Annotated in this window: 18 protein-coding genes and 1 pseudogene; 8 read left to right on the top strand and 11 right to left on the bottom strand. The window is 53.0% G+C overall.

Annotated elements, in window-relative coordinates; translation table 11 throughout:
* The first annotated feature begins 22 nt into the window (after positions 1–22).
* Complete coding sequence (locus ACYVK4_RS02315) at positions 23–1228, top strand: sialidase family protein (RefSeq protein ID WP_461125872.1); 1206 nt, start codon at positions 23–25, stop codon at positions 1226–1228.
* A 65-nt stretch (positions 1229–1293) separates the two neighbouring features.
* Here the strand turns inward: ACYVK4_RS02315 and ACYVK4_RS02310 are convergent.
* The 6 genes and pseudogenes from ACYVK4_RS02310 to ACYVK4_RS02285 all read right to left on the bottom strand — a co-directional run.
* A pseudogene (locus ACYVK4_RS02310) lies at positions 1294–1548 on the bottom strand (HepT-like ribonuclease domain-containing protein); the annotation flags it as partial.
* 82 nt (positions 1549–1630) lie between these two features.
* On the bottom strand, positions 1631–1921 hold the full coding sequence (locus tag ACYVK4_RS02305) for a nucleotidyltransferase family protein (RefSeq protein WP_461125871.1): 291 nt from the start codon (positions 1919–1921) through the stop codon (positions 1631–1633).
* A 128-nt stretch (positions 1922–2049) separates the two neighbouring features.
* Positions 2050–4473, bottom strand: coding sequence for a TonB-dependent receptor domain-containing protein (locus tag ACYVK4_RS02300; protein ID WP_461125870.1), 2424 nt, complete (start codon positions 4471–4473; stop codon positions 2050–2052).
* Positions 4451–5800 (bottom strand): HTTM domain-containing protein, encoded by a 1350-nt coding sequence (locus ACYVK4_RS02295; protein WP_461125869.1) that lies wholly within the window; start codon positions 5798–5800, stop codon positions 4451–4453. Before ACYVK4_RS02295 ends, ACYVK4_RS02300 begins: the two co-directional genes overlap by 23 nt.
* 9 nt (positions 5801–5809) lie before the next feature.
* Positions 5810–6964 (bottom strand): imelysin family protein, encoded by a 1155-nt coding sequence (locus tag ACYVK4_RS02290; protein WP_461125868.1) that lies wholly within the window; start codon positions 6962–6964, stop codon positions 5810–5812.
* 74 nt (positions 6965–7038) lie between these two features.
* Positions 7039–8214, bottom strand: a complete 1176-nt coding sequence (locus tag ACYVK4_RS02285; protein WP_461125867.1) for a DUF4856 domain-containing protein — start codon at positions 8212–8214, stop codon at positions 7039–7041.
* Positions 8215–8621: 407 nt separating this feature from the next.
* Between ACYVK4_RS02285 and ACYVK4_RS02280 the strand changes: the two genes are divergently transcribed.
* The 4 genes from ACYVK4_RS02280 (at position 8622) to ACYVK4_RS02265 (ending at position 13178) form a co-directional block, all read left to right on the top strand.
* Positions 8622–9050 (top strand): response regulator, encoded by a 429-nt coding sequence (locus tag ACYVK4_RS02280; RefSeq protein WP_461125866.1) that lies wholly within the window; start codon positions 8622–8624, stop codon positions 9048–9050.
* Positions 9051–9134: 84 nt separating this feature from the next.
* On the top strand, positions 9135–10211 hold the full coding sequence (locus ACYVK4_RS02275) for an alpha/beta hydrolase (RefSeq protein ID WP_461125865.1): 1077 nt from the start codon (positions 9135–9137) through the stop codon (positions 10209–10211).
* A gap of 108 nt (positions 10212–10319) precedes the next feature.
* The gene (locus ACYVK4_RS02270; RefSeq protein ID WP_461125864.1) at positions 10320–11795 is read left to right on the top strand and encodes a leucyl aminopeptidase family protein; all 1476 of its coding nucleotides are present in this window, start codon (positions 10320–10322) and stop codon (positions 11793–11795) included.
* A gap of 171 nt (positions 11796–11966) precedes the next feature.
* A complete protein-coding gene (locus tag ACYVK4_RS02265; protein ID WP_461125863.1) occupies positions 11967–13178 on the top strand; it encodes an ATP-grasp domain-containing protein in 1212 nt (403 codons plus the stop codon).
* Positions 13179–13259: 81 nt separating this feature from the next.
* Here the strand turns inward: ACYVK4_RS02265 and ACYVK4_RS02260 are convergent, their stop codons facing one another.
* From ACYVK4_RS02260 to ACYVK4_RS02240, 5 genes are all read right to left on the bottom strand, one after another.
* Positions 13260–13556 carry a hypothetical protein gene (locus ACYVK4_RS02260; protein WP_461125862.1) on the bottom strand — a complete coding sequence of 99 codons (297 nt, stop codon included), beginning with the start codon at positions 13554–13556 and terminating at the stop codon, positions 13260–13262.
* Between the two features lie 98 nt (positions 13557–13654).
* On the bottom strand, positions 13655–16270 hold the full coding sequence (locus ACYVK4_RS02255; protein ID WP_461125861.1) for a glycoside hydrolase family 9 protein: 2616 nt from the start codon (positions 16268–16270) through the stop codon (positions 13655–13657).
* A gap of 129 nt (positions 16271–16399) precedes the next feature.
* Positions 16400–17755, bottom strand: a complete 1356-nt coding sequence (locus tag ACYVK4_RS02250; RefSeq protein WP_461125860.1) for a neutral/alkaline non-lysosomal ceramidase N-terminal domain-containing protein — start codon at positions 17753–17755, stop codon at positions 16400–16402.
* 144 nt (positions 17756–17899) lie between these two features.
* Positions 17900–18646, bottom strand: coding sequence for a ferritin-like domain-containing protein (locus ACYVK4_RS02245; protein ID WP_461125859.1), 747 nt, complete (start codon positions 18644–18646; stop codon positions 17900–17902).
* A gap of 15 nt (positions 18647–18661) precedes the next feature.
* Entirely contained in the window at positions 18662–19381 is a 720-nt protein-coding gene (locus ACYVK4_RS02240; protein WP_461125858.1) for a ferritin-like domain-containing protein, read from the bottom strand.
* A gap of 518 nt (positions 19382–19899) precedes the next feature.
* Here ACYVK4_RS02240 and ACYVK4_RS02235 point away from each other — a divergent pair.
* From ACYVK4_RS02235 to thrA, 3 genes are all read left to right on the top strand, one after another.
* Positions 19900–21174 carry an MFS transporter gene (locus tag ACYVK4_RS02235; protein WP_461125857.1) on the top strand — a complete coding sequence of 425 codons (1275 nt, stop codon included), beginning with the start codon at positions 19900–19902 and terminating at the stop codon, positions 21172–21174.
* Positions 21175–21259: 85 nt separating this feature from the next.
* A complete protein-coding gene (locus tag ACYVK4_RS02230) occupies positions 21260–21754 on the top strand; it encodes a DUF4126 family protein (RefSeq protein WP_461125856.1) in 495 nt (164 codons plus the stop codon).
* Between the two features lie 207 nt (positions 21755–21961).
* Positions 21962–24418 (top strand): bifunctional aspartate kinase/homoserine dehydrogenase I, encoded by a 2457-nt coding sequence (gene thrA / locus ACYVK4_RS02225; protein WP_461125855.1) that lies wholly within the window; start codon positions 21962–21964, stop codon positions 24416–24418.
* The last annotated feature ends 29 nt before the right edge of the window (positions 24419–24447 follow it).

The raw sequence follows: 24447 nt of genomic DNA, 5'->3' as shown, positions 1-24447 counted from the left end.
CTACACATAAGACAAACAGAACATGAACCATCTATTTTCGATTCTAATCGCCTTACTGACGTTTCTGACACCCGCAGAAACCCCAATTTCCAATCCTCAATTTGCGGGTGTTGTCCCCCGCCTGACGACCGATGCCAGCGGGAAACCGCTGTTGAGCTGGGTAGAGAAAATCAGTGAGAAAGAGTCTGCATTTTACTTCGCTGTAGCGGCCAACGGGCAAACATTCGGCGAAAAAATCAGGGTGAAAACACCGGCTACGATCTCCAGTCATGCCGAAGGGATGCCCAAGATTGCGGTTAAGGCCGATGGAACGATCATTGCCGTTTTTGAGGTGCCTAACCCCACACCCGAATCGCGCTTCGCCGGTGATTTATTGTATACGCTGTCCACGAACAATGGGCAAACCTGGACCGAACCAGTGCCTGTTCATCGACATGTGAAGGCGGGTACAAGCCATTCGTATGCCGACATAGCCCGGCTGCCAAATGGCGAGATTGGGGCGGTCTGGCTCGATGAGAAGCTGCCGGGTCAGGAAGGCCGACCGGTGGTTTTTGCCCAAACGACGAAAGGAAAAGGATTTGGCCCGGCGGTGCAGGTGGATGATAACGCCTGCCAGTGCTGCCGAACGAATGTATTTGTCGACGCATCGAAGGCTATTCACCTGACCTACCGAGACCTGCTCCCCTCCGGTAAGCCCGACGAACCAGCGGCCCGAGATATCAGCACGGCCGTTTCGACGGATGGCGGTAAAACATTCAGTAAGCCACAGGTCGTCTTTGCCGATCATTGGCAGGTGAACGCCTGCCCACATGCCGGGCCGGTGGTCGCGCAACTGGGTAATGATATTTTGATGACGTGGTTCTCGGGGAAAGAGGATGCCGTTGGTTTACGGCTGGCTCAACTGGGTTCTGACAAATTAGCCGCCAGCGTTTTATCCAGCCGGGCGAGGCATCCGCAGGTGGCATTGGCGGGTGATCAACTCATCTGGGTGTGGGATGAATCCATATCCAGAGATGGCACCGGCCAGATGGGGTCATTTGTTCAGCGAATCGGGATGCGCACTTTCGCGAAGGGGGCCGATAGCCCCACCGCTTACCTAACCCCCGAAACGGTGAACGCAGCCTATCCGGCCGTACTCGCTACTGAAAAGGGCGTTCTGGTTGCCTACGAGCAAAGCCGGGACAACCGCAACTCCGTAATTGTGCTGCGGTTGCTGGAGTCACAGTAAGCGATGGATATGCAGCTCTATTGACGAGGAAGGCCATCACGTAGGGGCATCGCAATGGCCTGGCTCTACGTGATCGTGTCTTTCAACGTCTCGAATTGCTTTTTCAAATCGCTTAGATCGGCCTTAATTATATACCATACAATTTCATAGTCTACGCCAAAGTAGCCATGAATAAGGCGGTTTCGGAAACTGATGACACTATGCCAGGGGATGTGGCTATTTTCCTCTTGAAACTCTATAGGTATCTGATTAGCCGCTTCGCCAATTATTTCAAAATTACGCTCAACGGCTTCTACCGTACGCCTGTCAGCTAAAAAAGCCTCATAGTCAAACCCTTACGTGTAGGTTTCAATTTTGCTAATGGCCGTAAGAATGTCAGCTACTAGTAAGGCCGGAATACGTTTAGACATCGATCAAGTCAGATTCGATAGCGGCAAAATAATCTGGCTTTATCCCGTGTCGGGATACTAAATCAACGGGCTGCTGGAGTAGCTGTTCAAGCTCGAAAGCCAATTCAAAAAACTTCATGCCAATGGGTTGGCTAAATTCGACCAAAATATCCACATCGCTCGTAGGCGTGGCTTCATTGCGGGCGTTAGAACCAAACAGTGCAAGCCGTTGTATGGGGTAACGGGCTTCTAAATGCGGACGGTTTTGTGCCAACAAGCGTCGGGTATCCTGTAATGTGTTCATTAGCCGTTAGTTCGTTGAAAACAAAAATAACGATTCAAGCTTTAATAAGGCTATTTATCAGCAGCCTTATTAACGCTTGAATCGTTTCGTGTCGAGTATGAGAACCCGACACCACGCGTAAACAATGCTTACAGCCGCACCTGCATGGTCAGGTAAAACCCGCGCCCATCGGAGGGCAGGATGCCAGGGCCTGGGTAGCCGGTTGCCCGGCGGGTAAAATAAGCCGTGTTGGCCAGGTTATTAAGACTGCCTTCCAGACGGAACCGGCTGAACTGATACGACAGGCTCGCATCCATAATGGAGTAGGCCGGGATCAGCCCGATAACGGCCGAAACACCTCCCTCGCGGGAGTTGGTGGCGTCGGAAAATTGATCCGATAAATAGGTGTACTGGAACGACGCTTTCAGGTTTTTATAGCCTACGCGCACACCACTTTTCAGGTTCACATTCGGCACAAACTCTACTTGGTTGCCAACGACTCCGGCAATCTCGCTGGCTTTGTAGGTGGAATGGATCAGGGCGACGTTGGCAAACAGGACACCACTTAAGTTCGTATTGGCGGGGTTGGCCATTCGGAGGAAATCGCCTTCGGCATAGGATTCAAGCCCCATGATAACGGCTTGCCCGATGTTGCCCCGTCGGCGGAGGACCCGGTCGTTGGCGTCGTAGAACTGCACCTCGCCAATGCGGTTGTTGTAATTCAGGTAGAACGCGCTCAAGTCGAAGTTGTACAGCGTCGTCTGCACACTGCGAATACCCAGGTCGATGGAGTACCCTTTTTCGTCCTGCAAATTCGGGTCGATTACCGACGAGGGGTTGGCAATCCGCATATCGCTGAAGGTGATGGATCGGTAGTTCTGCGAAATGTTCCCGTATATATCCAACTGCGCCGTTGGCTTGTAACTCAGCCCCAGGCCCCCCAGCAGAAAATGCCGTCCGTTGGTGCGTACTTCGTTGGTTCGGGTGGCACCGATGATGTTGCCGGCCAGATCGCGGGTAACGGTGCCGTAAAAACCATTGGCCGTGGTATGAATGTACTCGAAGCGAACACCGGGCGTAATGGATAGCTTATCGCCAACATACAGGATGTTTTCGGCAAAGAGCGACACGTTCCGGTTCGGAAACTGGTAGTCCGATGCAATGCCCTGCTCCATATCGGTAAAGGTAAAGTTGGCATCTTTTCCGGTGGTCCCCAGGCCCTGAATGCTGTGGTTGTAGCCATGATAATAGCGGCTGCCAACCAGTAAAACCGCCTGTTGTTTGCCCACATAATACCGTTTCAGATACCGGGCTTCGGCACCATAATTCTGGAAATCACCTTTGATCAGGTCCCGCTCGCTGTTGTCATCAACACTGGCCACGCGGTTGGGCCGGAAACCCACCGAATACCGATAAGCGTACAGGCCAAACACGCGCACGTTGACTTCATTATTGGCATTGATCTTATGATCGAAGTGCAGCGCGGGCATGGTCCAGTTGACCTTGAACCAGTTTCGCTCGCGGTTACTCTGCCGGGGATCTTCGAGGAACATCGCATCGGTGAGTCCCCCCGGCTGCTGAGCCAGGTAGCTCATCTGCGTAATATCAACGCCAACAGTCGTTTTCTCCGAAAAACGGTAATCCACATCGGCATAGGCCGTATAGTTGGTGAAGTTGGAGTTAGGCCGCCAGCCGCCACCTTTCTTGTATTGAAAAAAGGTGTAATAGCTCAACTTACCCACCGTACCGCTGGCGCTGGTAAAGGCATTGTAAAACCCGAATGACCCAACGGTTTGCCGGGCTACCAACTCGAATTTTCGGTCGGCAACGGGCTTCTTCATGACAAAGTTGAGCAGCCCGCCAAACTGCGTGCCGTACTGGAGCGAAGCGGCCCCCCGCACAATCTGGATGCGGCCAACCGCTTCGATGGGTGGCGTATAATAGCTTTCGGGATAGCCCAGCGCGTCGGCGCTGATGTCGTAGCCATTCTGCCGGACGTTGAAGTTGGAACTTCGGTTGGGGTCGAGGCCACGCCCGCCAATGCTGAGTTGAAGGCCCGCACCCTCGTTTTCCCAGATGTTGAGGCCCGCCACGCGGGCGTAGATCTGCCGGGCATTGTTGGTCGATAAGTTGGCCACCAACTGCTCGGGAATGATCACTTCTGATTTTTTGCCCTCATAGATCCCCATGTTTTCGACCCCCCGCATGCGGGTGAAGCCAAAGTCCGACTGCTTGTCGGTAACGGTCACTTCCTTCAGCGTTTCCTGCCGACTAGCCACATAGATACGTACCGTTAGGTCGCGCCCGTCGAGGATGGCTTTTTGGGTAGCCGCCTTGAAATCGGGGCAGCTGGTGTTCAGCACATAGGTGCCGTTGGGGAGATTTGAAAAACTAAATTGACCCAGGCTGTCCGTCAGCGCCGTTCGACTGCCGTTGTTGAGGTAAATCGTGCAGCCTTTCACTGCCGTACTGTCCTGTCGGGCGTTTACCGTACCCGAAAGTTGATATTGAGCGAAGGCCGTCGTTGACAGCAGGCAACTAACGAATAAATTAAAAACCGTAAATTTTGTCATTGAAGGAGGTGATCCACTCTTTGTGTTTAAAGGAGTCCTGTTGGCTGGCCAGATCCGTGTCCGGGTCAATTAGGGGTTTGCCCAGGCGACCGTTCAGGGCTACATACGAATCGACATAGACTTCGGGTTGCCGGAAGCCCTGCCGCGCATAATGGTCCCGGAGTATGTGCGCGTATTGCAGCAGCATATCGGGCTGGGTTGCCATCATTTTTTCCTGTAAGGGTGTCAGGAATTCGGTGTTGTTGACAATGGTTTGATGGCCTGCGTTGTCTTTCACCGTAAACTGGGCGTAGCCCGCTTTTTCCATAAGCATGACGCGCCATGAAAACCGATAGCCCTGCTCCGTCCAGAATAATTCGCCCGGATAGAGCAGGTAACGCAAGGGAAACAGCAGCTGAACGACGAAGAAAAGGGCTAAAAATGTCTGGGTACCTGTTGCCGCCACAGGACGATACGAATACGTGCGGTGGTTGAACAGAAACGTGGCCGGTATCGACAACCATTTACTGAGTTGGCGGATAATGCCCAGGTGAAAATCGGGCGAAAAATAGATCAGCGCCGTTACAATCATGATGTACGGAAACATGCCGATTGGAAAGAGGAACGCCGTCAGCCCGTGGAAGACCACAACGGCGGCATAGGCCCAGGGCCGCGTTGCCCGATTCCAGAGCAGGAACGGAATACTCAAATCATACAGACAGCCAAACCAGCTAAAGGCGACGGGTACCCAGGGATAATTAAACAGGAAACCTACAATCGGAATGTCATTATGGGCTGGTAGCCAGATGCGCAGGGGGAGGGCATGTAACAGCCAGTCGCTGTTCACTTTGGCCAGACCCGCAAAGACGTACAACAGGGCTACAAACAGCTTCAGTGAATCGAGGCACCAGGCCGGAATCTGGTTGGCCAGCAAATCCCGACGGCGGTAGGCATCGACCGAAAAGTAAGCGTGGGCGGGCAGAAAGATCAGCAGCAAACACACCATACTCGTAAAATAGTAGTGGTTGAGGTAGGTGCTTTTGTCGATCAGTTCGATGTAGGTGAGGCTCAGAAACAGGCTGACGATGGCTATTCGGTAAAATAAACCGATGGCCACCAGCAAGGCCGATAGCCCGCAAATGGCGAACAGCCCATAGGTATACGGACCGAGCGGCTTCACAAACTCAAAGCCATAAAACGGGAAGTAATAACGAGGGTTGATGTACAGCTCCGCAATCCAGCCCTTACTCCAGAAACGGATAATGCTCCCGAAGAGCATCAGTCCGAACAGCAGTCTGAAAACGGCCAGTGGAGCCGCCGAGGTGATTTTGCGAAAATAACTGCTCATGAGCCGAGGTTAATCGCCATCATTGTCTGTATAGGTGATCGTAATGCTCATCGCCGTTGTCATGTCGACCTTAAGCATCCGGATGGCTTTTTGCATTTGGGTATATACCGACACCACAGATGCATTATTGGTTTTAATTTCGTCAGACAGGTTGGGCGACAACGTGCTGAGTTGCTGCGTGACGGTGTTGAACTGGTTATTGATAATGTCGACCAGCGATGTGCCCGTGCTGCTGTCTTTGGCACCGAGCGAGTTCAGGTATGTTTTCAGGCCCGGTCCTTCGGCACCCGTTTTTACGCTCTTCCCGTTGAAGAAATCAACCGAAGCCTGATGGGCCGCTTTCGCCAGCGTCAGCGACAAATCTTTTTTGTAATACGCTTCCACTTTGTCGGGCGCTACGGTGCCGTTGGTCATGGCTCCCGATGGAATGCCGAACTTGCCCGAACGGAGGTAACGTTCGTAATTGAGCACATACCCGTTCACCAGTTTTGAGGTCGAGCAGCCCGCACTCAGAGCCGTACAGTTAACGAACGTATCCCGATAGCCGCCCGTCGTCCAGGCGGTGTACACCGTTGAGAACTGGGTGTTCATCTGGGTGGTCAGGCGTTTCAGGTAAGCGATTCGTTTGGCAGCATCGGCGGCTGTCGTGTAACGGGCTACAATAGCATCGTCGGTGGTGCCGAGGCCGTTAATCAGGTAGTCCAGCGCCGGGAAGCCCTGTTTCGAGTAGGAGGCCGGGACGTCGAACGTACCGGAACCGGCAGCTACGTATTCTTCAATACCGCTCACGTTGGTTGGATAGATATTGAAGAAATTGCGGAGCGTATTCTGTTCCGCCGGACCTACGTCGAACAGTTCAACTTTCTGCCATTCGGTGTATGCATCGGCCCAGGCCTGCCGGAACTCGGTGAGTGAGGCTTTGTCCGGCTTGGCCGCAAACGCATCGGATTTGGTGAGCATCAGGTCGAACTTTGTTTTGAAGTTCGCGTAACTGGGCAGGATAATGTTGTCGGCGATATTGGTCAGCATCGCTTTTCGATCACTACCGGCCTGATCCGTCGGTGCAACGGGCGTTGGGGTGTCGGAGCTACCGCCCGAACAGGCCCACAGTGCCGTTAAAAATGCACACATAAATCCTATCTGTTTCCAATTGCTCTTTGTCATGACATTAAAATAGGTCAGAGCGATAGGATGAGTATCGCTCTGAGATGAAGGAAAAACGGCCCGTTAAGCCAAGCTTAGAGAGGCATATTGAATTTGGTCCGGATGGCTGTCGAAGCGGCATCGATCTTGGCGTTGGTCAGACCCCAGAAACCATTGGGGGCGGAGATGAGTCCGGCCAGAACCGCGTCGGAAAAAGCGGCATCGGCTTTGTTGAGTTTGGCGTACCGCAGGGAATAGATAAAACCCAGTCCTTCGCCGATGGCGTGAGCGGCAGCCGCTGTATTGGTACCCGCCGTTTTCCATTTGCCCAGATAACCTAAAGCCGCATTGGCAACGGCTTTTTCCATAGCCTGATGAATGAAAGCCGCCTGTTCTTTCAGGGTTTGCGTATCGTTGTTCACGATGGCTGCCCGACCCTTCAGCAGAGCTGCATAAAGTTTTGGAAAGTCTTCTTTATTGTATTCCCAGAGATAAGAGCCGATAAAGCTTTCGCCCGACGAGGTCGCCGTGGCTTTGGCACCATAGATTGGGTTGGCGGTAAGAATGCCATACACCTCATCCCAGTTTTGCTCAAGCTGGGTGTAGTTTTTGCCCGTTACCAGCGTCGTGTTATCCAACGACAGGTTTTTGTCGCTCAGCAGAACATTGCCGATGTAGTCCATTTGAAAAGCACCGATCAGCCCTTTTTGAATAATCTGGCCCCATTCGATGCCTTGCTCGTCGACCAGGTAAGTGCCCAGTTTCCCGGCTTTTCCCTCCGAAGCCACCGCTGATACTGACTGGCTGGCGGTTGCAATCTTAGGAAAACCGGCTTCGATCGTTAGCCGCTCTTTTTCGGCATCTGCTGCCGGCAGCGACGAGGCCGTTACATTTCGGAGCTGCACGCCCGATGTATTCAATCCTGTATTGGCCGTACCTGAAAAGGGGCTTCCGGTATTTGCAAACATGTTTTTCAAGACATTCGCATCTAGTGTCGCTCCCGTTCCTACTGCCGTTCCGTTATAGGTATTGATAGCCCGAAACATCAGCAAACGATTGGCGCCGTTTGCCAGATCAACCGTTTTTGCCCCCGCATTGTCGACGAAAAAATTCGCATACGTTGTCGTGTCAGTGAGTTTGGCGTACTCAACAGATTTGCGAAGCTGCGGAGTAACGGTTGTTGGGTTCTCACTTTCTTTACACGCAGATAAACTGGCGGCAAGGAGGGTGATGAATAAGCATCGGTTGATTAATGTAGTAGAAGGTAACATTTGAAGCCTGTCTTATTTGGAATATTTCCACAAAGATATGCCTTAATTAGACCAGTTCTAATATATTATTTAGAATTTTTTTAAATAGCTTTGTAGTCATGTATGCCTAATTCACTACTTTTGGTGTATGATTGGTCAAAATAGTACGAGAAAGTGGATAATTTTGTTGAAAAATTGTTAATTAGATTACTAAAGAGTGGTTTTTTAAAAACAAAAATTTTATATTTGAATCTACATTAATCGTTGTTTTGCCAGCAGTAAAAAATTGATTTCGGGTTAAACTACGTATACACGTTGTGCCGGAAGAATCACGTTATAGTCTCTCAACTACTCTTCTTTTCATGTCTCTTAACGCCCGAATCAACGGGTGCTTTAACCTATCGTAAACCGTATTTTAAGTATTCGTCATGGCTTTTCACTCACCTACGGGCTTTGGGCATCTGGATGCATCAACCGTTTGGGTTGTTGATGATGATGAAGACGACCGTCTTTTTATTCGTTCTGCCTTTGCGGATACGCATCAGCCAATCAGTGTATTGACACTGGCGGATGGCGATCAGCTGTTGCCGAAACTGGCAGCGTGCAGTAAGCTGCCCCAGCTGATTCTGCTGGACATTAATATGAATCGCCAAAATGGGTTCGATACGCTGAAACAGCTACGGAACACGCCAACGTTTGCTCATTTGCCGGTTGTGATGCTGACGACCTCCTCAGATGCGACCGACCATCAGCGGAGCATGGCCCTGGGAGCCAATCAATTTATGACCAAACCCGCCAACTACAATCAGTTGGTGACGCTGGTGAAAGGCCTGACCGAACAGTGGGCCTTAGCCTGATCGTCAGCCGATGCCCGTTTCTGTTAGCCTAACTTTCCTGATAGGAGGCTGAACCAACTCGCCCTCCGATTCGATTCTGTACGTATGGCTTCATCTTTACGTTTAGAATTGAGAACGCATATCACAGACGACCGACCGGTATTTGTGTCGGGTAATTTCTGTGACTGGTTTCCGGATGTGGACTTGTTTCGGATGGAGTCTGTCGGGGATGGGCTGTTCATCTACGAGTTTCCCCCGGAGGTTAACCTTCCCGACCTACTGGAATACAAATACACACGGGGCGGGTGGGAACACGTTGAACTGAGCGCTTCGGGCGAAGGTGTACTTAATCGTACGGTGTCGTTGGCCGAACGGATAAAACAGGATTACGTGCCTCACTGGCGGTGGTACGGCATGCCCTACAACCCCGATTTTTTACCCAAGATAGAACTGCTCGGCGATTCATTCGACGCCACCAGACTGGGCGCTTCCCGCCGGGTACATGTATTGCTGCCCCATGATTATGCCGATTCTGATAAGCGATACCCTGTTTTGTATCTGCACGATGGGCAAAATCTGTTTGGGGGTGGAGCCGGCTATGGAAGCTGGGAGGTCGATCAGCGCATGGCCGTGCTGGCCGGTCGTCATCATCATGAAGTTATCCTGGTTTCTATCGATCATGCCAACGACGAGCGCATTCGGGAGTTTACCTTCCACCAAACGAGGGCCGGGATGGGCAGAGGGCAGTACTACCTGGATTTCCTTCGCCATACCGTAAAGCCGCTTATCGACGCCCGCTTTCGAACCCTGCCCGATGCCACGCATACCGGCGTGGGCGGGAGTTCACTGGGTGGCCTGATCAGCATTTATGCCGGCCTCCTGCATCCCGATACCTTCGGGCGGCTGATGGTTTTTTCGCCTTCTCTCTGGATATCGCCCAAAATATATTTCGACGCCATTCGCTTTCAGTCGCCGGTACCCATGAAGATCTACACCTATGGCGGTGAACAGGAATCAAAATACATGGTTCCTAATATCGAGCGATTCAAAGAAGCGCTGGCCCGCCAGAACTATGGTGGACACTCCATTGAGATGCATCTGTCTGTAGACCCCACCGGCCTGCATCAGGAAGCCCACTGGGGGCGCGAGTTTCCCAGGGCCGTGGAATGGCTGTTTTATTGATGGTCTTCGACCTATCCTTCAGCGTGAACGGTGCGGTCTGGCTCAGGCCATCTGATCGCTAAACTAAATTTCTGGCACTGTCCGTCAGAAAAACTACTATCATTAACCATGAACATTACCTTACAGACCCAATCGCCTGCCACCGGCAACCGTATACTTCCGATTGTTGAGACCGACGCTCTGGACAGCCAACTGGCTCAAATTGCCCCAAAACTGGGTTTGCGGGCCGATGTGCTGCAGCGCGATTTCACCGCCGATGCGAAAGAGGCACTGACTGTGTATGGCCCGGATGGGCAAAAGACATACCTGCTGGGGCTTGGCGAAAAGCCGAAGGAAATAGACTGGTTACGGACGTTCCGTAAATTCTTCTTCGACCAGAAAAGCAAACTGCCTGCTCAACTGAGCATCGACCTGAGCGGGTTTGAGGGGTCTGTCGTGTCGGGCGTTGTGCTGGGTGTTCGCTGGGGCGGCTACGACCTTAAATTGTACCAGACAGAAAAAGCTGATGGCCCTGTTTTCTTTTCCGACGCGGGGGAGTTGACTCTTTATGTAAAGCCCGATCAGCAGGAAGCTGCGCAGAACGCCCTCACACAGGCCGAAGCCATGGCCGAAACGCATCGTCAGATGCTGGATTTGATGAACGCGCCAGCCAATTACAAAAATCCGCAGACACTGGCGAACTGGGCTATTGAGTCGGGTAAGCAGTTCAACTATGCCGTAACGGTCCTTGACAAAGCCGAGCTGGAACGCCAGAAATTAGGGGCTTTGCTGAGTGTCAGTCAGGGGAGTGATGTACCCCCCGTATTGATCGTTGCCGAATACATACCCGAAGGCGTTTTGAATCCCCGCAAAATCGGGCTGGTTGGCAAAGGCGTTACCTTCGATACCGGTGGCGTGTCCATCAAGACCTCGGCCAGCATGCACCTCATGAAAAGTGACATGGGCGGAGCCGCGGCCGTACTGGGCACTCTGGAGGTGGTAGCCAAACTGAAACTGCCCATTCATGTCATTGGGATCGTACCGGCAACGGAAAACTCAGTGGATGGCCGCTCTACCAAACCCGGTGATGTAGTGACCGCCTATTCCGGAAAGACCATCGAAATCATCGACACAGACGCCGAAGGACGGGTTATTCTGGCCGATGGACTGGGGTACATGGTGCGCAATTACCAGCCCGATGTGCTGATCGACCTGGCCACCTTGACCGGTAGCGTCATTGCCACGCTGGGCTATCACGCGGCCGGTCTATTTACGCCTAACGACGAGCTGGCGGCCAAACTCATTGAAGCGGGCCATAAAACCGGTGAGCAACTCTGGCGGCTGCCCGTTTGGGACGCATACAGCGAGGATATAAAATCGGACGTAGCTGATCTGAAAAACTACAGCGGCAAGCCAGTGGCCGGGGCCATTAGTGCCGCCAAATTTCTGGAAGTGTTCTCGGAGAAACACCCCGCCTGGGCGCACCTGGATATTGCGGGTATGGCCTTTGCCGACACCGAATTTGGCTCGCAGAAGAACGCAACGGGCTTTGGTATTCGCCTGTTAGTCTCCTACTTACAATCAATTCTTTCAGAAAAAGCCTAAGAAAATTCGTTGTTCAGGCTTTTGGCCGTATCTTTTTTGGCCAAACACTACTTAACGGTTTATGTTCTAAGTTTCCTATATCTACTTCTTCCCGGCTACCTGATGATCTGGTGTTGTGGGCGAACCTGAAACGTGGAATATAAAATTCTGAAATTTTGAAAAAACGAAAGTATGAGCCAACTGTCTTTTCTGTGCATTGCCACCTTTTTAAAGGGGCAGGATTTCATGCGGGCCTGCAAAGAAATGGGCAGCACTGTCTATCTGTTGACCGACCAGAAACTGGCAAACGAGGCCTGGCCGCGGGAGTGCATTGACGAAATGTTTTTTTTGCCCTCGCCCAGCAATGCGCCGGATGCACTGGAGGAGATGATTGTGGGGCTGGCTCATGCGATGCGCTCCCGGCGGATTGATCGGGTGGTGGCGCTCGATGATTTCGATGTGGAAAAAGGCGCGCTCATCCGCGAAACGTTCCGTATTGACGGCATGGGGCAGACGACCTCACGCTATTTTCGGGATAAATTGGCCATGCGAACACGGGCTTTTGCTGCGGGTATCCGGGTGCCGGCCTTCTGTCCGCTCTTCCACGACGAAACGGTCACCGCTTTTTTACAAACCACCGAAGCTCCCTGGCTGATAAAACCCCGTTCGGAAGCCTCGGCGACGGGCATCCGGAAGGTTCATTCGCTGGATGAAGCCTGGTCGGCCATTCATTTACTGGGCGACAAACGCCATACGTATCTTATTGAAGAATTCAAACCCGGCAAGGTCTACCACGTCGACTCCCTGTCGGTTGACGGAAAAGCGGTGTTTACCCGCGTGAGCCAGTACCTCGCCACGCCCATGGAGGTAGCCCACGGCGGTGGGGTGTTCCGAACGGGTACGCTGGAAATAGATACCCCGGAAAGCGATGCCCTGCGCCAGATCAACGATCAGGTGATGGCTGCTTTCGGCATGCGCTACAGCGCGTCGCACTCCGAGTATATTCGGGGAGATCACGATGGGGAGCTGTATTTTCTGGAAACAGCCTCGCGCGTGGGTGGGGCTCACATTGCCGAAATGGTGGAGGCCGCATCGGGCGTGAACCTCTGGCGGGAGTGGGCCAAACTGGAAATCGCTATTGCCCGGAAAGAACATTATGTACCCCCCGTCGATACCGGCTCCCATGCCGGATTGATCGTGTCGCTGGCCCGCCAGCAATGGCCCGATCTGTCGGTGTTTACCGAACAGGAGATCTTCTGGCGCATGAACCGCGAGTACCACGTTGGCCTGATTATCCAGTCTGAAGACCGGTCGCGCATCCGTACGCTGCTCGACGACTACATGCACCGCATCTACGCCGAGTTTCACGCATCGGCCCCCTTACCCGATAAGCCAACGAGCTGACCTGTACCCACGGGTTTCAACCCGTGTTTGCTTATTTATGGTTTTATTCAGCAAACACGGGTTGAAACCCGTGGGTACAAGTTATAACGTATCCCGTTTTGCTTTTCCAATCGGTACCGATACGCCAAAGGCGCGTGGGTCGCTGGGCGGCATCGTTTTCCGTTTTTTATCGTCCTGAACGGGAGGGATCGGGTTGTTTGGGGTTTGGGCCGTCATGCCGCCACCGGATATGGGCGTATCGACACCCGGAATAGCTACCTGTCTTTGAACGGGCGATTGCTGAACGGGCGTGCGCTCTACCTTTTTGGATGAGTCGCTTTGGGCGAAGGAAACAGCGCTATAGAGGCTTAGAGCCAGGAAAAACAGAAGCGTACGCATGAGAAGAGATCGTTTGTTGAGTAAACAGGTTGCTGCAAAATCGTTGCAGATCTGTATCTATATCAACACACTTTCATGCGTAAGGTTTTGAGTTGTTTTTAAAGCGCATCAACACGCACAAACTGGTACTTTTTCTGCCGAAGTTCGGTCAGTAATTCGTCCAGATGTGCGTAGAGTTTGTCGGTGCGGTTGGGCGAGGTGCCAATGTGCATGAGCAGGATAAAGCCGTTTAAACCGGATGGTTTTTTCTGCTCGTAGTGACGGATGGATTGCAGGATGGTGGCACTGCTTCGATAGTTTCGGTCCTGGGGCGTGGTGTAATCAGCATGGCTCAGCGTGCCGGGCGTGTAATTGATTAACTGAATACCTTCGTCCTGCGCCCAGGTCGCAATACTGTCGTTATACCATTCATAAGGCGGTAGGAAAAGTTTAACGGTTTGACGTTTTGGGCGGGACGAATCAAATGCCATATCTCCAAGATATGGCGTTTGATTCGTCCCGCCCAAAACACCCGAAAGGGCAGCGTAATTAGCCCGCAGATCCTCTACAAATTGCTGACGGCTAACGAGCAGGCTATCGCGTTTAACCCAGTCGCAATACAGCAGGTGCTGATCGGAATGGGGGCCCAGGTAGTTGCCATCCTGTTGAAGCTGTCTTATGAGCGACGCAAACGAGGGGTTTCGTAAAAAACGACCCGTCAGAAAAAACGAAGCCCGAACCTGGTGCTTTCGCAGGGTCCGGGCAATACTGAAACCGCCATCCGCAAACTCATCGCCGGTAAATACCAGTGCCAGCCGCCGAACCGCGGTGTCACCCCTTATTTTGGCCCCTTTGAAATAGGTTGATTTGAGGTCCGTTTTAGGTAACGAACTTGCCTTCTTTAGCGGATATTTAGTCGTCTTTGTCGAGCTGGATTTAGATACCGGCTTGTGTTTTTCGGCATGTTTGGCGGCCAGTAGATAAATCAGTGACGCCGTTCCGTCCATGGTTGGTTCGTTGGTGCTGTAGTCGCCATAGTCGTCGTGGTATACGGCTACAGTACTCTGAAAAGCGGCATACTCGTCTGGTTCGTGCAGCGTAATGCCAATTAAATTTCCATAGATACTGCCGCGCACAGGACCATCGACGAGGCCTCCGTCGATGGGGTAGTTTTTCAGGTGGGTAAAGGCCGAGTGCGGATCGGCAGGGGTGTCGGCGTGGGCGGGCAGCCCATACACGAAACTCGTTCCCCAGGGATTACAGCCAAACAGCCAGTCGACATTTGCCTGCTCCAGGGCCGCAAACTGATCGTCGCCGGTGAGCTGCCGATACCAGAAACATTGGGTGGCGAATGACGTAGTGAGGTTGTTGCTGCACCACGTAAACGGGACGCCCCGATAGAAAGCATTCTGACGAGCGCGTTTCCAGATGGTTTCGATACCCGATTTGTAATAATCGGTAACGGTTTTCCGGCGGTTGGTGGGCAGCCGTTTCGCCAGTTCAGCATGGCCGATGTTAACGAATGGATACCACTGGTAGTGCCGAGCTGTGTCGTTCAGTATCCAGGGCGTTACCGGTTCCTGCCGGGCAAAATCCAGAGCGGCTGCTTGTAGCCGAGTGGCCTGTATACCTTTGGCCCCCGTTGCATTGAGCTGCTCGACGGTGGCCAGCTCCATGTCGTCGGTGTAGTTGTCTTCTTCGTAAAAATAGGGTGCCCGGCCGGGAGCCGTCTGACAATTTCCCGGTTTTTCCAGCCCTAACGTATAGGCCGACTGTGCCCGTTGCCAGAGCTTACCGGCGTATGCAGGGTCTTTTTTACGCGTTAACTGATACCCCAGCGCCAGAGCGCTGCTGACTTTGCCGGCTGTAGAGGCAACACCCGTTGCCCTGTTTTTGTATTTAAACAGGCCCTGCGGCTTTCCTGTAGCAAAATACACCGGACGTTCAGCCCCTTTACCATACACACTGTCCAGCCTGGGAATACGCAGGCTCGTATGATCGCGGTCATCACCAAGCTGGTTGAAGAGCCACGTATCAGTGGGGTGCATTTTCAGGAGCCAGTCGAGGCCCCAGCGGGCTTCGTCCAGCACATCGGGCTGCCCATTGCTGCCTGTCAGGCCATTCAGCTGGTGCTGGTCGCCAAAAGCGGAAGGGAAATCGCGGAGGGCGGCCAGCAGGTGATAGGTAGCATTGGCCGAAGTGGTTACGTATTGCAGGTAATCAGATGCATCGTGCCAGCCTCCCGATGCGTCGATGTGGGTGCTGTCGGGCATAGGGCCATACATGGTGTAGCCATCGTGCGTGTGACAGGAGTCCTTCAAAAAGGGATTGAAACCACTCCGCTGCTGACGCATGTAGCGCAGACAAAAGTCGGCGGCACCCGCGTAGACATCGTCGTCAAGGCGGAAACCCGGCGACCGGGTTCCATCGGCGGCTCGCAGAAAATAGCGGCCAGGCTTGCGAAACGCCGAGAAGTCGAGCCGGTACGATTGTTTGAACGGCCCATACGCCCCAAACGCCCGTCCGGCCGAAAATTGCTGACTAACTTTGCCCGTCTGCTCATCGACAAGCTCGAACCGGTCTATTGATCCATCTGTGAGACTGCCCCAAACGGCTATTTTCGGGCTGTCCGGCCGATAACCCAGTAGATTGATGCGAATAACGGCGGAGGGTTCGGTACGGGTGGTAACCGATACCAGACTGACTAAAACAGAAAGAAACAGAATGAAACGCATGGCCTTACAGGGCGTCGTAAAATTTATCCTTTTCCCGGCTTTCGGGATTTAATTCCAAGTAATCGTTGATGCGTCGGCATTCGACATGGCTTTGGCTAATGTGGTTGTGAAAACGTGCCTACCTTGTTTCTACATTTTTTTTAACAGCCCCATCATCATCTCCTCAAAATAAGCGCCGTTGTAAGGCCCGAACCAATTCATGTCGCGGGTTTCATACGTCGTGCGGTTATAGTATTTGTCGGGGGTTACGTAACCAATGTATCCACCGTCGAAGCTGGTGATCATCAGGTTAACGCCTTTTTGGGTTGCCAGTGGTTTGAAATCGGCCACAAACTCGCCTGAGTAATCGCAGGGGGTGCCGAGCAAAACGGTTTGGCCAATGCGCAGGGCTTTCAGGTCGGACGGGTAATCGCCGTAGATGGCATAAAAAAGCCACGGCCGCACGCGCCAGTTTCCAATGACGCGGGGGTGTGGTTCGCGCAGGCCAAGGGGAAGGGTAAGAATGGCCAGTGAACGATCAGATTGTGTCTGAATCCGGGGAATGGCCCGCTCAATACGGAGAGCTAAATCACCCGCGTAATTCCGAATCTCCTGAAAGTCGGTCTTCCCCCGTGCCTGCGGGCCGGTGCTGCCAACGGCTCCGGCCATGAAGACCGCAAAATCAGCCGATTTCTTCTCCAGCCGGTCGACCAGCGAACCGGGGTAGTCGCGGCTGAGGTAATTCCACATAGCATCTTCATAGAGCGTAGCGTGGCCCGAAAAGGTACACAGCAGTGCGGATTCGCCCGTTTGTTTCCTGATCTTCAACAAGTGAACGGTGCCGTCGAGCGGACCGGTGGGGCCGGAAAAGCCAATTCGGTTGTAGATGTGGTCGCTGGCATCCGTTTCGCCATACCCGACCTGAGCAGGAGCCATGTTCTGCTGGGCAGCCCGAATGGCGTTCAGAACACCATCGGTAATACGGGTCACGAGTTTCTCATCATAGCCCCCCGCAATAAGCTGACCCACCAGACCGGGGGCCCATCCGCCAATGCTGTTGTGCGAGTGAATGGCTCCGCTGTAGATGTTCTCCCAGCGCAGCCCGACTTCGGGCAGCCTTTTCTTCAGCTCTGCCACCACCGTAGGGGGCGTAATGAGTAAGTCGAGGCCAACTACCGCGACTTTGGTACCACCATTGTCGAGCACAATGGCCCGCGCAAAAATAGAGTCGGCCACAACATGCCAGTGCTTGCCGCGTCGGGCACCGTAGCCGCCGGTTGGGGTGGAATAGGGCGGGGTGATATTCGCTTTTGCCCAACCCGCCCGCAGGGGCCCCTGCGCTGGCGGTATGGCCGGGAGCTGAGCCAGGCGCTGTTTGGTCTGCGTGTAATACGGCATTTGCTGGTAGGGCGTTTCATCGACCGGGGCCAGGCTAACCGCTAAAAAGAGAAGGATAAAGACAACCAGTCCCAGCAGGACTTTCAACAGAATACGGACGAATTTCATACAGATGCCGCTAGCAGGAGCGAATTTACCTGCAAGCAACAAAAAAAGCGACGGATGGGAAAGGGCCCCAAAAAAAGGCACCGGAGAAAATCCCCGATGCCTTCTGTCACCCTACCGGTTTCCCGGCCTCCCTATATATGAGTTTTACCCCAAGAACGGTGCCGCAGCCGCTAAAACCACCTCTTTGGTTAATGGCTCGTCGAAAGCTCCCCGGAGATTATCATCCGTAATTCCGGTTACGTTTGGCAGTGTTTTTAAATTAACACCACCCTGTGTAAATGTCGTTTGTGTTGGATCAGACACCCAGCCCTTCATTCCCAACATCCGGCGAATTTCCGACGCGTGCCGCGCTTCAACGGAGTGGATCTGTAAAGCGACCTGCAGAATGCCTTTGTCGTTGATCAGGTTCCCCGCCTGTCCTTTATAAGCCTGAACGCCGGTATCTTCCAGCACACGCGCCGTGGACAGGAACTGAGCGTAGGTCGAGAATGTCCCGGATGGGTATTTAAAGGTTGGCTTCGCGATGGCTGCGGCACCCAGTGCTCCTTTGAGCAGGGCAACGTGCGCCGTTTCGTGTTTGCTGATCTGATTAATGACCGTCTGGTCGCTGGCCGGTATCAAACCGGGCGTTGACAGCCCCATCCGGTAAAATTCATCCTCCAGGTATTCGAGCGTGAGGGCAAAGTTGGCAACATCGATGGCGGCCTGCGAGGGGGCTGCTGTGGCCTGAGCGAAGGCTTTGTTCAGGTTGGCGGCAACCAGTGTTGGAATACCGGCGGCTACCAGATTTGACCCAAACTTGAGGAGATTCCGGCGCGAGTAAAAGCTAAAGCGTTCGCTAACTTCGGGATCTGCCTTTTCAATATCGGCTAATAATTTAAATAGATTCATGGCGTTGCGTAGGGTTTACTTGGGAAGTGTGGTGGCTGTAATGGTCGTTTTTACATACTTCTGCGCAATGGGCAACACAACAGATGGGCTGTTGGCAGCATCGAGTCCGGTGGTCGGCGCAACAACGTCATCACCGGCGAAATCAGCCGATTTTGGATTGAGCAAGTCGCGGATAGCCGCTGCGTGACGCGCTTCTACCGAAACGATTTTGCCGGCCAGGGCCAGGTATTGTACGTTGGTGATCAACGGACCCGCTCCGTTATAAGCCGATACGCCTAAATCTTCGAATGCTTTGGCGGTGCCCAGTACACTAGCCCGGTCGCTGAAGTTGACGCTGGCGAAGTTGGGGACCAGATTGGCAATTCGGTTGGCTTCCGGAATGGCTGCTTTGAAAAATTCGCGGTGAACAATCTCGTGATCGCGAATGTCGGACAATATCGTTTTTTCGGCATCCGTCATCCCGCTGTATGGTGTTAGAAGGACCTGGGTATAAAAGGCGGCTTCCAGCTGTTCCAGTGCGTAGGCATAGTTCAGAATACCAACGTCGCCAGTTCCTAAATCAACCGGAGCCATTACTGTTGTTGGGTTTTCTTCTCCTTCCTTACAGGAGGCCAGAATAGCGCCCCCGGCGGCAAAAGCGCCTGCATAGCGAAGAAATAACCGGCGTCCTACCCGTACTGTCTCCAGCTGACCCGGTAACATGCTCAGGCCCGATTCGTGCTGTTGCTTGTTCATAACGTATTTAATTAAATGCAGTGTCTACTTAAGTGTGTCAATACAACCTCTGGTTTATCAGACAGTTCGATAGACATACGACATCATTTTTCCTCTGGATTTATTTTATGGTAAAATAGGGATAGGATTATACTGTACATATGTAATAGACTGATAGTTAAGATTCTGATTATCAGTGATATTTCATTTTTTCTGATCAGGAGTGCCCGTTAAAAAAATAAACCTGACGGGTTGTCTGCTGCGATTACTTATTTATCAGATGGTTGGTCAATTTGATAAGGGGGAAGGCGGCATACGCTCAAAAGTGGATAAACCTAAACCCTTTGCTATCCATTAGGTAATGGGTTAGTTGATTTCCATCTCTTGCTGTTTGATGGGTTTTTGTAGGATTATCTATATATATCGTCGTCTCATACCACTTGCTATCTAACAATTCACGGTTTTTATGGTCATCAATCCAGGACATGCGGGAAGTTGGTTAAGTACGTGTCCGGTTTTGCCTGTTGATTGCCATACGTATGCGTAAAGACCGTCGGTTGCTGCTGATTTTTGCTATTGTTCTGATTGATGTTGTGGCCGCCGGTGCGCTGGGCGCGTTGCTCACTAAATTTGTTATTGATCTACCCGCTAAATCCATTTGGCTAACGGGAGGAACCGCTCTGATGCTGGCCGTTCAGCTGGGGTTCTCGCCCGCCATAGGGCACTGGTCCGACAAAAAAGGCCGTCGGCCGGCGGTCATCACCACAACGATAGCGTCGTTGCTATCCTCACTTCTGCTGCTTCCTGTGCAAGCGTGGGGTTACGTAGCCAACAGGGTCTCGAAGGGGGCTACCAATGGGCTCTATGCTGTGATGCGGTCGTCGATGGCGGACATTGTGAAGGGCGACGAGTTTATCAAATATTCGGGGATGCTGAGCTTCATAGTAGGGGGCGGCCCGTTTATTGGTCCTATGTTTGGCGCGCTACTGGTGCTGGGCCTGCGCGAGGCCCGTCACGATGCATTACCGCTGGTTATTCTGATCCTTTGCCTGAGCGGGCTGAATATTGTGCTGGCACTGGTTTTTAAAGAGACGAACGACAAACCCCGCGAGGAGGTCGACTTCGGCGAACTGCGGGATAAGGCGGTCAGCGCGATACAGGTTAAAACGATATGGAATCAGCTCACGGAGGCCGATAAACAGGTGCCGGGTCTGAAACCGATCTTTATTCTGAATATGCTGGCAACACTCGGCTTCGGGTACTACGCCTTTTTCGTCGCGTTTCTGACCCAGAGCGATCTGGCCATGATACCGGAGCAGACTGCGCACTTTTTCCTGTATTTCGGCGCGCTGGCATTTCTGGCCAATACGATCTTCTTCCGCTATATGGTCGATCACGTCAACAAGCGAAAAACGATCATCGGGCTTGTGCTGCTGAGTATTGTGGTCCAGATCGGTTATTGTTTTTCAGAATCGTCCGTTACGCTGCTGTATGTAGTTGCCGGTATTGATGCGTTGACGGTTTCGCTGGTTGGCGGCCTGATTGGCGGCATTCTGTCCGAAATAACCCGGGAAGGGGGCGGTCAGGGCGAAATGTTTGGCAATATTCAGGCCCTGGGTGGGCTGGCCAGCTTTGTCACGGCTTTGGTGAATAGTCTGCTGTCGGGGGTGAGTCTGAAAGCGCCGTTCATCTTTTGTGCACTCTCGGCGGCTGTTGTGGTCTGGTGGATACTGCGTCTGCCCGAAGATGCCCGGAAATATACGGACCTGACAGCGGCCGAACGCCGACAGGAAGCCAGCCCCGTTGACGCCTGATGACGCCTGATCCGGTGAATCGGCGTGTTATAGAAACAAAGGCGCTCGGTTCTGGTTCGACTCCTATACTCAACGAAAAGAAATCATGATCAGAACGTACTTGAATGCCTTTCAAATCGGCATTGTAGCCGGTATGCGTGCCATGTCGGCACCGGCCCTGGTTAGTCATAAACTGTCACATGCCCCGATAAATCCATTGCCGGATTCGATTTTTCATTTTTTAACGTCGTCCAAAGCCGCCACAACACTGGCCGTTCTGGCGGGGGGTGAACTGATCGGCGATAAAGTGCCGAATGCACCCGACCGTATTTCGCCGGCACAGCTGCCCGTTCGGCTGATTTCCGGAGCCGCATCCGGAGCGGCTTTAACCGAAGCCGATGGCGAATCCGTTGCCTATGGAGCTGTTTTAGGGGCTGTGGGTGCGGCCGTTGGCAGCTTTGCGTTCTTCCATCTTCGCCACTGGCTGACCCACGAAAAAGACCTGCCTGATCCCGTCGTTGCGCTGGCCGAAGATGCTCTGACAATTGGTTTGGGGCTGCTCACCATCAACGAAACCAGGTCGTTCAGTACGGCATCGTAATTGCAGGAAGATGTTCAGGCAACAGAAAAGGCGCTCGTTATGGGGTGCCTTTTCTGTTGAGGAAAGCCCGGAAATGAGCGCACCGTATTATCTTTGCCTTGCAAATACCACCATCATCAACGGCTTCCTGATTAAATTTCGCGAATAGCGACATCTCCTCTTCGGCGGAGTCGCTCTTTCGCACATTCACTCTTTCGCTTTCTAGTAATGCAGGTTCTTAAATTTGGCGGCACCTCTGTTGGGTCCGTAGACAGTATCAAACAGGTTATCCAGATCATTGAAAACCATCGGCAGAACGGCGACCAGATAGCGGTCGTGTTTTCGGCGATGGGGGGCATCACCAACCAGCTTATCGAGATTGGGCGGATGGCCACAACGGGTGAAACCGATTATATGGAACTGGTGCGCCGGATTGAAGACCGCCATTTTAACGTTATCAAGGCCCTGCTTCCTGTAAAGGAACAGAGCAAAGTGTTTGCCCATATCCGGGGCATTATCAACGAACTCGAAGATCTGCTGCGCGGTGTGTCGCTCATTCGCGAACTAACCCTTCGCACCCACGACCTTATCACCAGTTTTGGCGAACGGCTTTCGACCACGATCATTACCGAATGTGTGAAGAGCCGGGGTATTCCGGCCCAGTTCTGCGATGCCCGCAAGATCATTAAAACCGACGCTCAGTTTGGGCAGGCCGAAGTAAACTATACGCTGACGAACCAGCTCATTCAGGAGCATTTCGCCAAAACGTCTGACCTTCAAATGGTGACGGGTTTTATTGGCTCGACAGAGAAAAACGAAACCACAACCCTCGGCCGGGGTGGATCGGATTATACGGCTTCCATTCTGGGCGCTGCCTTGAACGCCAAGGTGATCGACATCTGGACGGATGTCGACGGCATGATGACTGCCGACCCGCGCAAGGTGCCCAATGCTTTCAATATTCCAACCATCACCTATGCCGAAGCGATGGAACTGTCGCACTTTGGCGCGAAGGTGATTTACCCGCCGAGTCTGCAACCGGCTTTTGCCCGCAACATTCCGGTTCGGGTGTTGAATACTTTCAACCCAACGCACGACGGTACCGTCGTGAGCCGCACCGCCGAACGGCGGCAGTATACCATAACGGGTATTTCGAGTATCGACGATATTGCGCTGGTGAACGTGCAGGGTTCCGGTATGATCGGCGTGGCCGGGGTATCCGCCAAGTTGTTTGGCGTGTTGGCCGCTCACAAGATCAGCGTCATTCTGATCTCGCAGGCTTCGTCGGAGCATTCCATCTGCTTCGCCATCGACCCGCGTGGGGCTGAGAATGTGAAGACCATTCTCGACGCCGAGTTCGCTACCGAAATTGCCCATGGGCATATTGATAACATCGCTATTGAGCGCGACCTGTCGGTGATTGCGACGGTGGGAGAGGGCATGAAGAAAAGCTCCGGTATTGCCGGGAAACTGTTTTCGGTGCTTGGTAAAAACGGGGTCAACATCGTGGCCGTGGCGCAGGGGTCGTCGGAAATCAATATCTCGGTGGTTATCAACAAGAATAACCTCTCGAAAGCGCTCAATTCGCTGCACAACATTTTCTTCCAGTCCGAAGCCCGCGTGCTGAACCTGTATCTGGTGGGTACGGGCCTGATCGGGAAAACGTTGCTGCAACAAATTTACAACCAGTCGGAATACCTGCGTTCAGAAAAGCTGCTGAAGGTCTGTGTAGTGGGTATGACCAACACCAAAAAGATGGTGCTTGACACGAGAGGGATTTCGCTGGACGGTTGGCGCGAACGGCTCCTGACCGATGGCGTCACGACGTCCCTGCCAGCTTTTGTCGAGAAGATCAAAGATTACAACCTGCCCAACTCGGTCTTCATCGACTGCACTTCCGATAAAGACATTGTGCAGTTTTACGAGTCGCTGCTGGATGCCAACATCTCGGTGGTAACGCCGAACAAAGTAGCCAATTCCGGCCCGTACAGCGAATACCGTCGTTTGCAGCGGACAGCCCTGAACCGGGGCGTCAAGTTCCTCTACGAAACCAACGTGGGGGCCGGTTTGCCCATCATCAACACCGTGCAGGGGCTAATGACGGCGGGCGACCGTTTCCTGAAAATTGAAGCGATCCTGTCGGGTACGCTGTCGTTCATCTTCAACACCTTTCGCCCCGGCATCTCCTTTGCCGATGTAGTACGCGAGGCCAAAGAGAAAGGCTACACCGAACCCGATCCGCGCGATGACCTGAGCGGCCTGGACGTAGCTCGTAAAATACTGATTCTGGCGCGTGAAGCCGGTTTTCCGCTGGAGCCGGAAGACGTCACCATCGAAACCCTGCTGCCCGAATCCTGCCTGGCCGCGCCCACCATCCCGGCCTTTTTCGAGGAGCTGGAACGCAATAACGATTACTTCGAAAACCTGTTGGCCGAAGCCGAAACGAAGGGTGAAAAGCTGCGGTTTGTCGCCAGTTTCGAGAACAACAAAGCGACCATCGGCCTGCGGCCCGTTGGTGTGGAGCATCCATTCTATCAGCTAACCGGTGCCGACAACATCGTTTCGTTCACGACGGAGCGTTATAAAGACCGGCCCTTGGTGATCAAAGGCCCCGGCGCAGGGGCAGAGGTAACGGCCTCGGGCGTGTTCGCCGATGTAGTGAGTATCGGTAGCTATCTGGCGTAGGAATTGGTATCTGTAGCTGGCGCGAGCAT

Source organism: Spirosoma aerophilum (assembly GCF_054782495.1).
Note: the sequence above shows the minus strand (reverse complement) of the source record. Positions and strands in the feature narration are given on the sequence as shown.

What these genes read in the sequence shown, in the direction of transcription:
- ACYVK4_RS02260 (WP_461125862.1), bottom strand. Translation starts at nt 13,556, where the DNA reads ATGCGTACGCTTCTGTTTTTCCTGGCTCTAAGCCTCTATAGCGCTGTT.
- ACYVK4_RS02250 (WP_461125860.1), bottom strand. Translation starts at nt 17,755, where the DNA reads ATGAAATTCGTCCGTATTCTGTTGAAAGTCCTGCTGGGACTGGTTGTC.
- ACYVK4_RS02305 (WP_461125871.1), bottom strand. Translation starts at nt 1,921, where the DNA reads ATGAACACATTACAGGATACCCGACGCTTGTTGGCACAAAACCGTCCG.
- ACYVK4_RS02230 (WP_461125856.1), top strand. Translation starts at nt 21,260, where the DNA reads ATGATCAGAACGTACTTGAATGCCTTTCAAATCGGCATTGTAGCCGGT.
- ACYVK4_RS02245 (WP_461125859.1), bottom strand. Translation starts at nt 18,646, where the DNA reads ATGAATCTATTTAAATTATTAGCCGATATTGAAAAGGCAGATCCCGAA.
- thrA (WP_461125855.1), top strand. Translation starts at nt 21,962, where the DNA reads ATGCAGGTTCTTAAATTTGGCGGCACCTCTGTTGGGTCCGTAGACAGT.
- ACYVK4_RS02240 (WP_461125858.1), bottom strand. Translation starts at nt 19,381, where the DNA reads ATGAACAAGCAACAGCACGAATCGGGCCTGAGCATGTTACCGGGTCAG.
- ACYVK4_RS02290 (WP_461125868.1), bottom strand. Translation starts at nt 6,964, where the DNA reads ATGACAAAGAGCAATTGGAAACAGATAGGATTTATGTGTGCATTTTTA.
- ACYVK4_RS02315 (WP_461125872.1), top strand. Translation starts at nt 23, where the DNA reads ATGAACCATCTATTTTCGATTCTAATCGCCTTACTGACGTTTCTGACA.
- ACYVK4_RS02235 (WP_461125857.1), top strand. Translation starts at nt 19,900, where the DNA reads ATGCGTAAAGACCGTCGGTTGCTGCTGATTTTTGCTATTGTTCTGATT.
- ACYVK4_RS02265 (WP_461125863.1), top strand. Translation starts at nt 11,967, where the DNA reads ATGAGCCAACTGTCTTTTCTGTGCATTGCCACCTTTTTAAAGGGGCAG.
- ACYVK4_RS02295 (WP_461125869.1), bottom strand. Translation starts at nt 5,800, where the DNA reads ATGAGCAGTTATTTTCGCAAAATCACCTCGGCGGCTCCACTGGCCGTT.
- ACYVK4_RS02255 (WP_461125861.1), bottom strand. Translation starts at nt 16,270, where the DNA reads ATGCGTTTCATTCTGTTTCTTTCTGTTTTAGTCAGTCTGGTATCGGTT.
- ACYVK4_RS02270 (WP_461125864.1), top strand. Translation starts at nt 10,320, where the DNA reads ATGAACATTACCTTACAGACCCAATCGCCTGCCACCGGCAACCGTATA.
- ACYVK4_RS02280 (WP_461125866.1), top strand. Translation starts at nt 8,622, where the DNA reads ATGGCTTTTCACTCACCTACGGGCTTTGGGCATCTGGATGCATCAACC.
- ACYVK4_RS02300 (WP_461125870.1), bottom strand. Translation starts at nt 4,473, where the DNA reads ATGACAAAATTTACGGTTTTTAATTTATTCGTTAGTTGCCTGCTGTCA.
- ACYVK4_RS02285 (WP_461125867.1), bottom strand. Translation starts at nt 8,214, where the DNA reads ATGTTACCTTCTACTACATTAATCAACCGATGCTTATTCATCACCCTC.
- ACYVK4_RS02275 (WP_461125865.1), top strand. Translation starts at nt 9,135, where the DNA reads ATGGCTTCATCTTTACGTTTAGAATTGAGAACGCATATCACAGACGAC.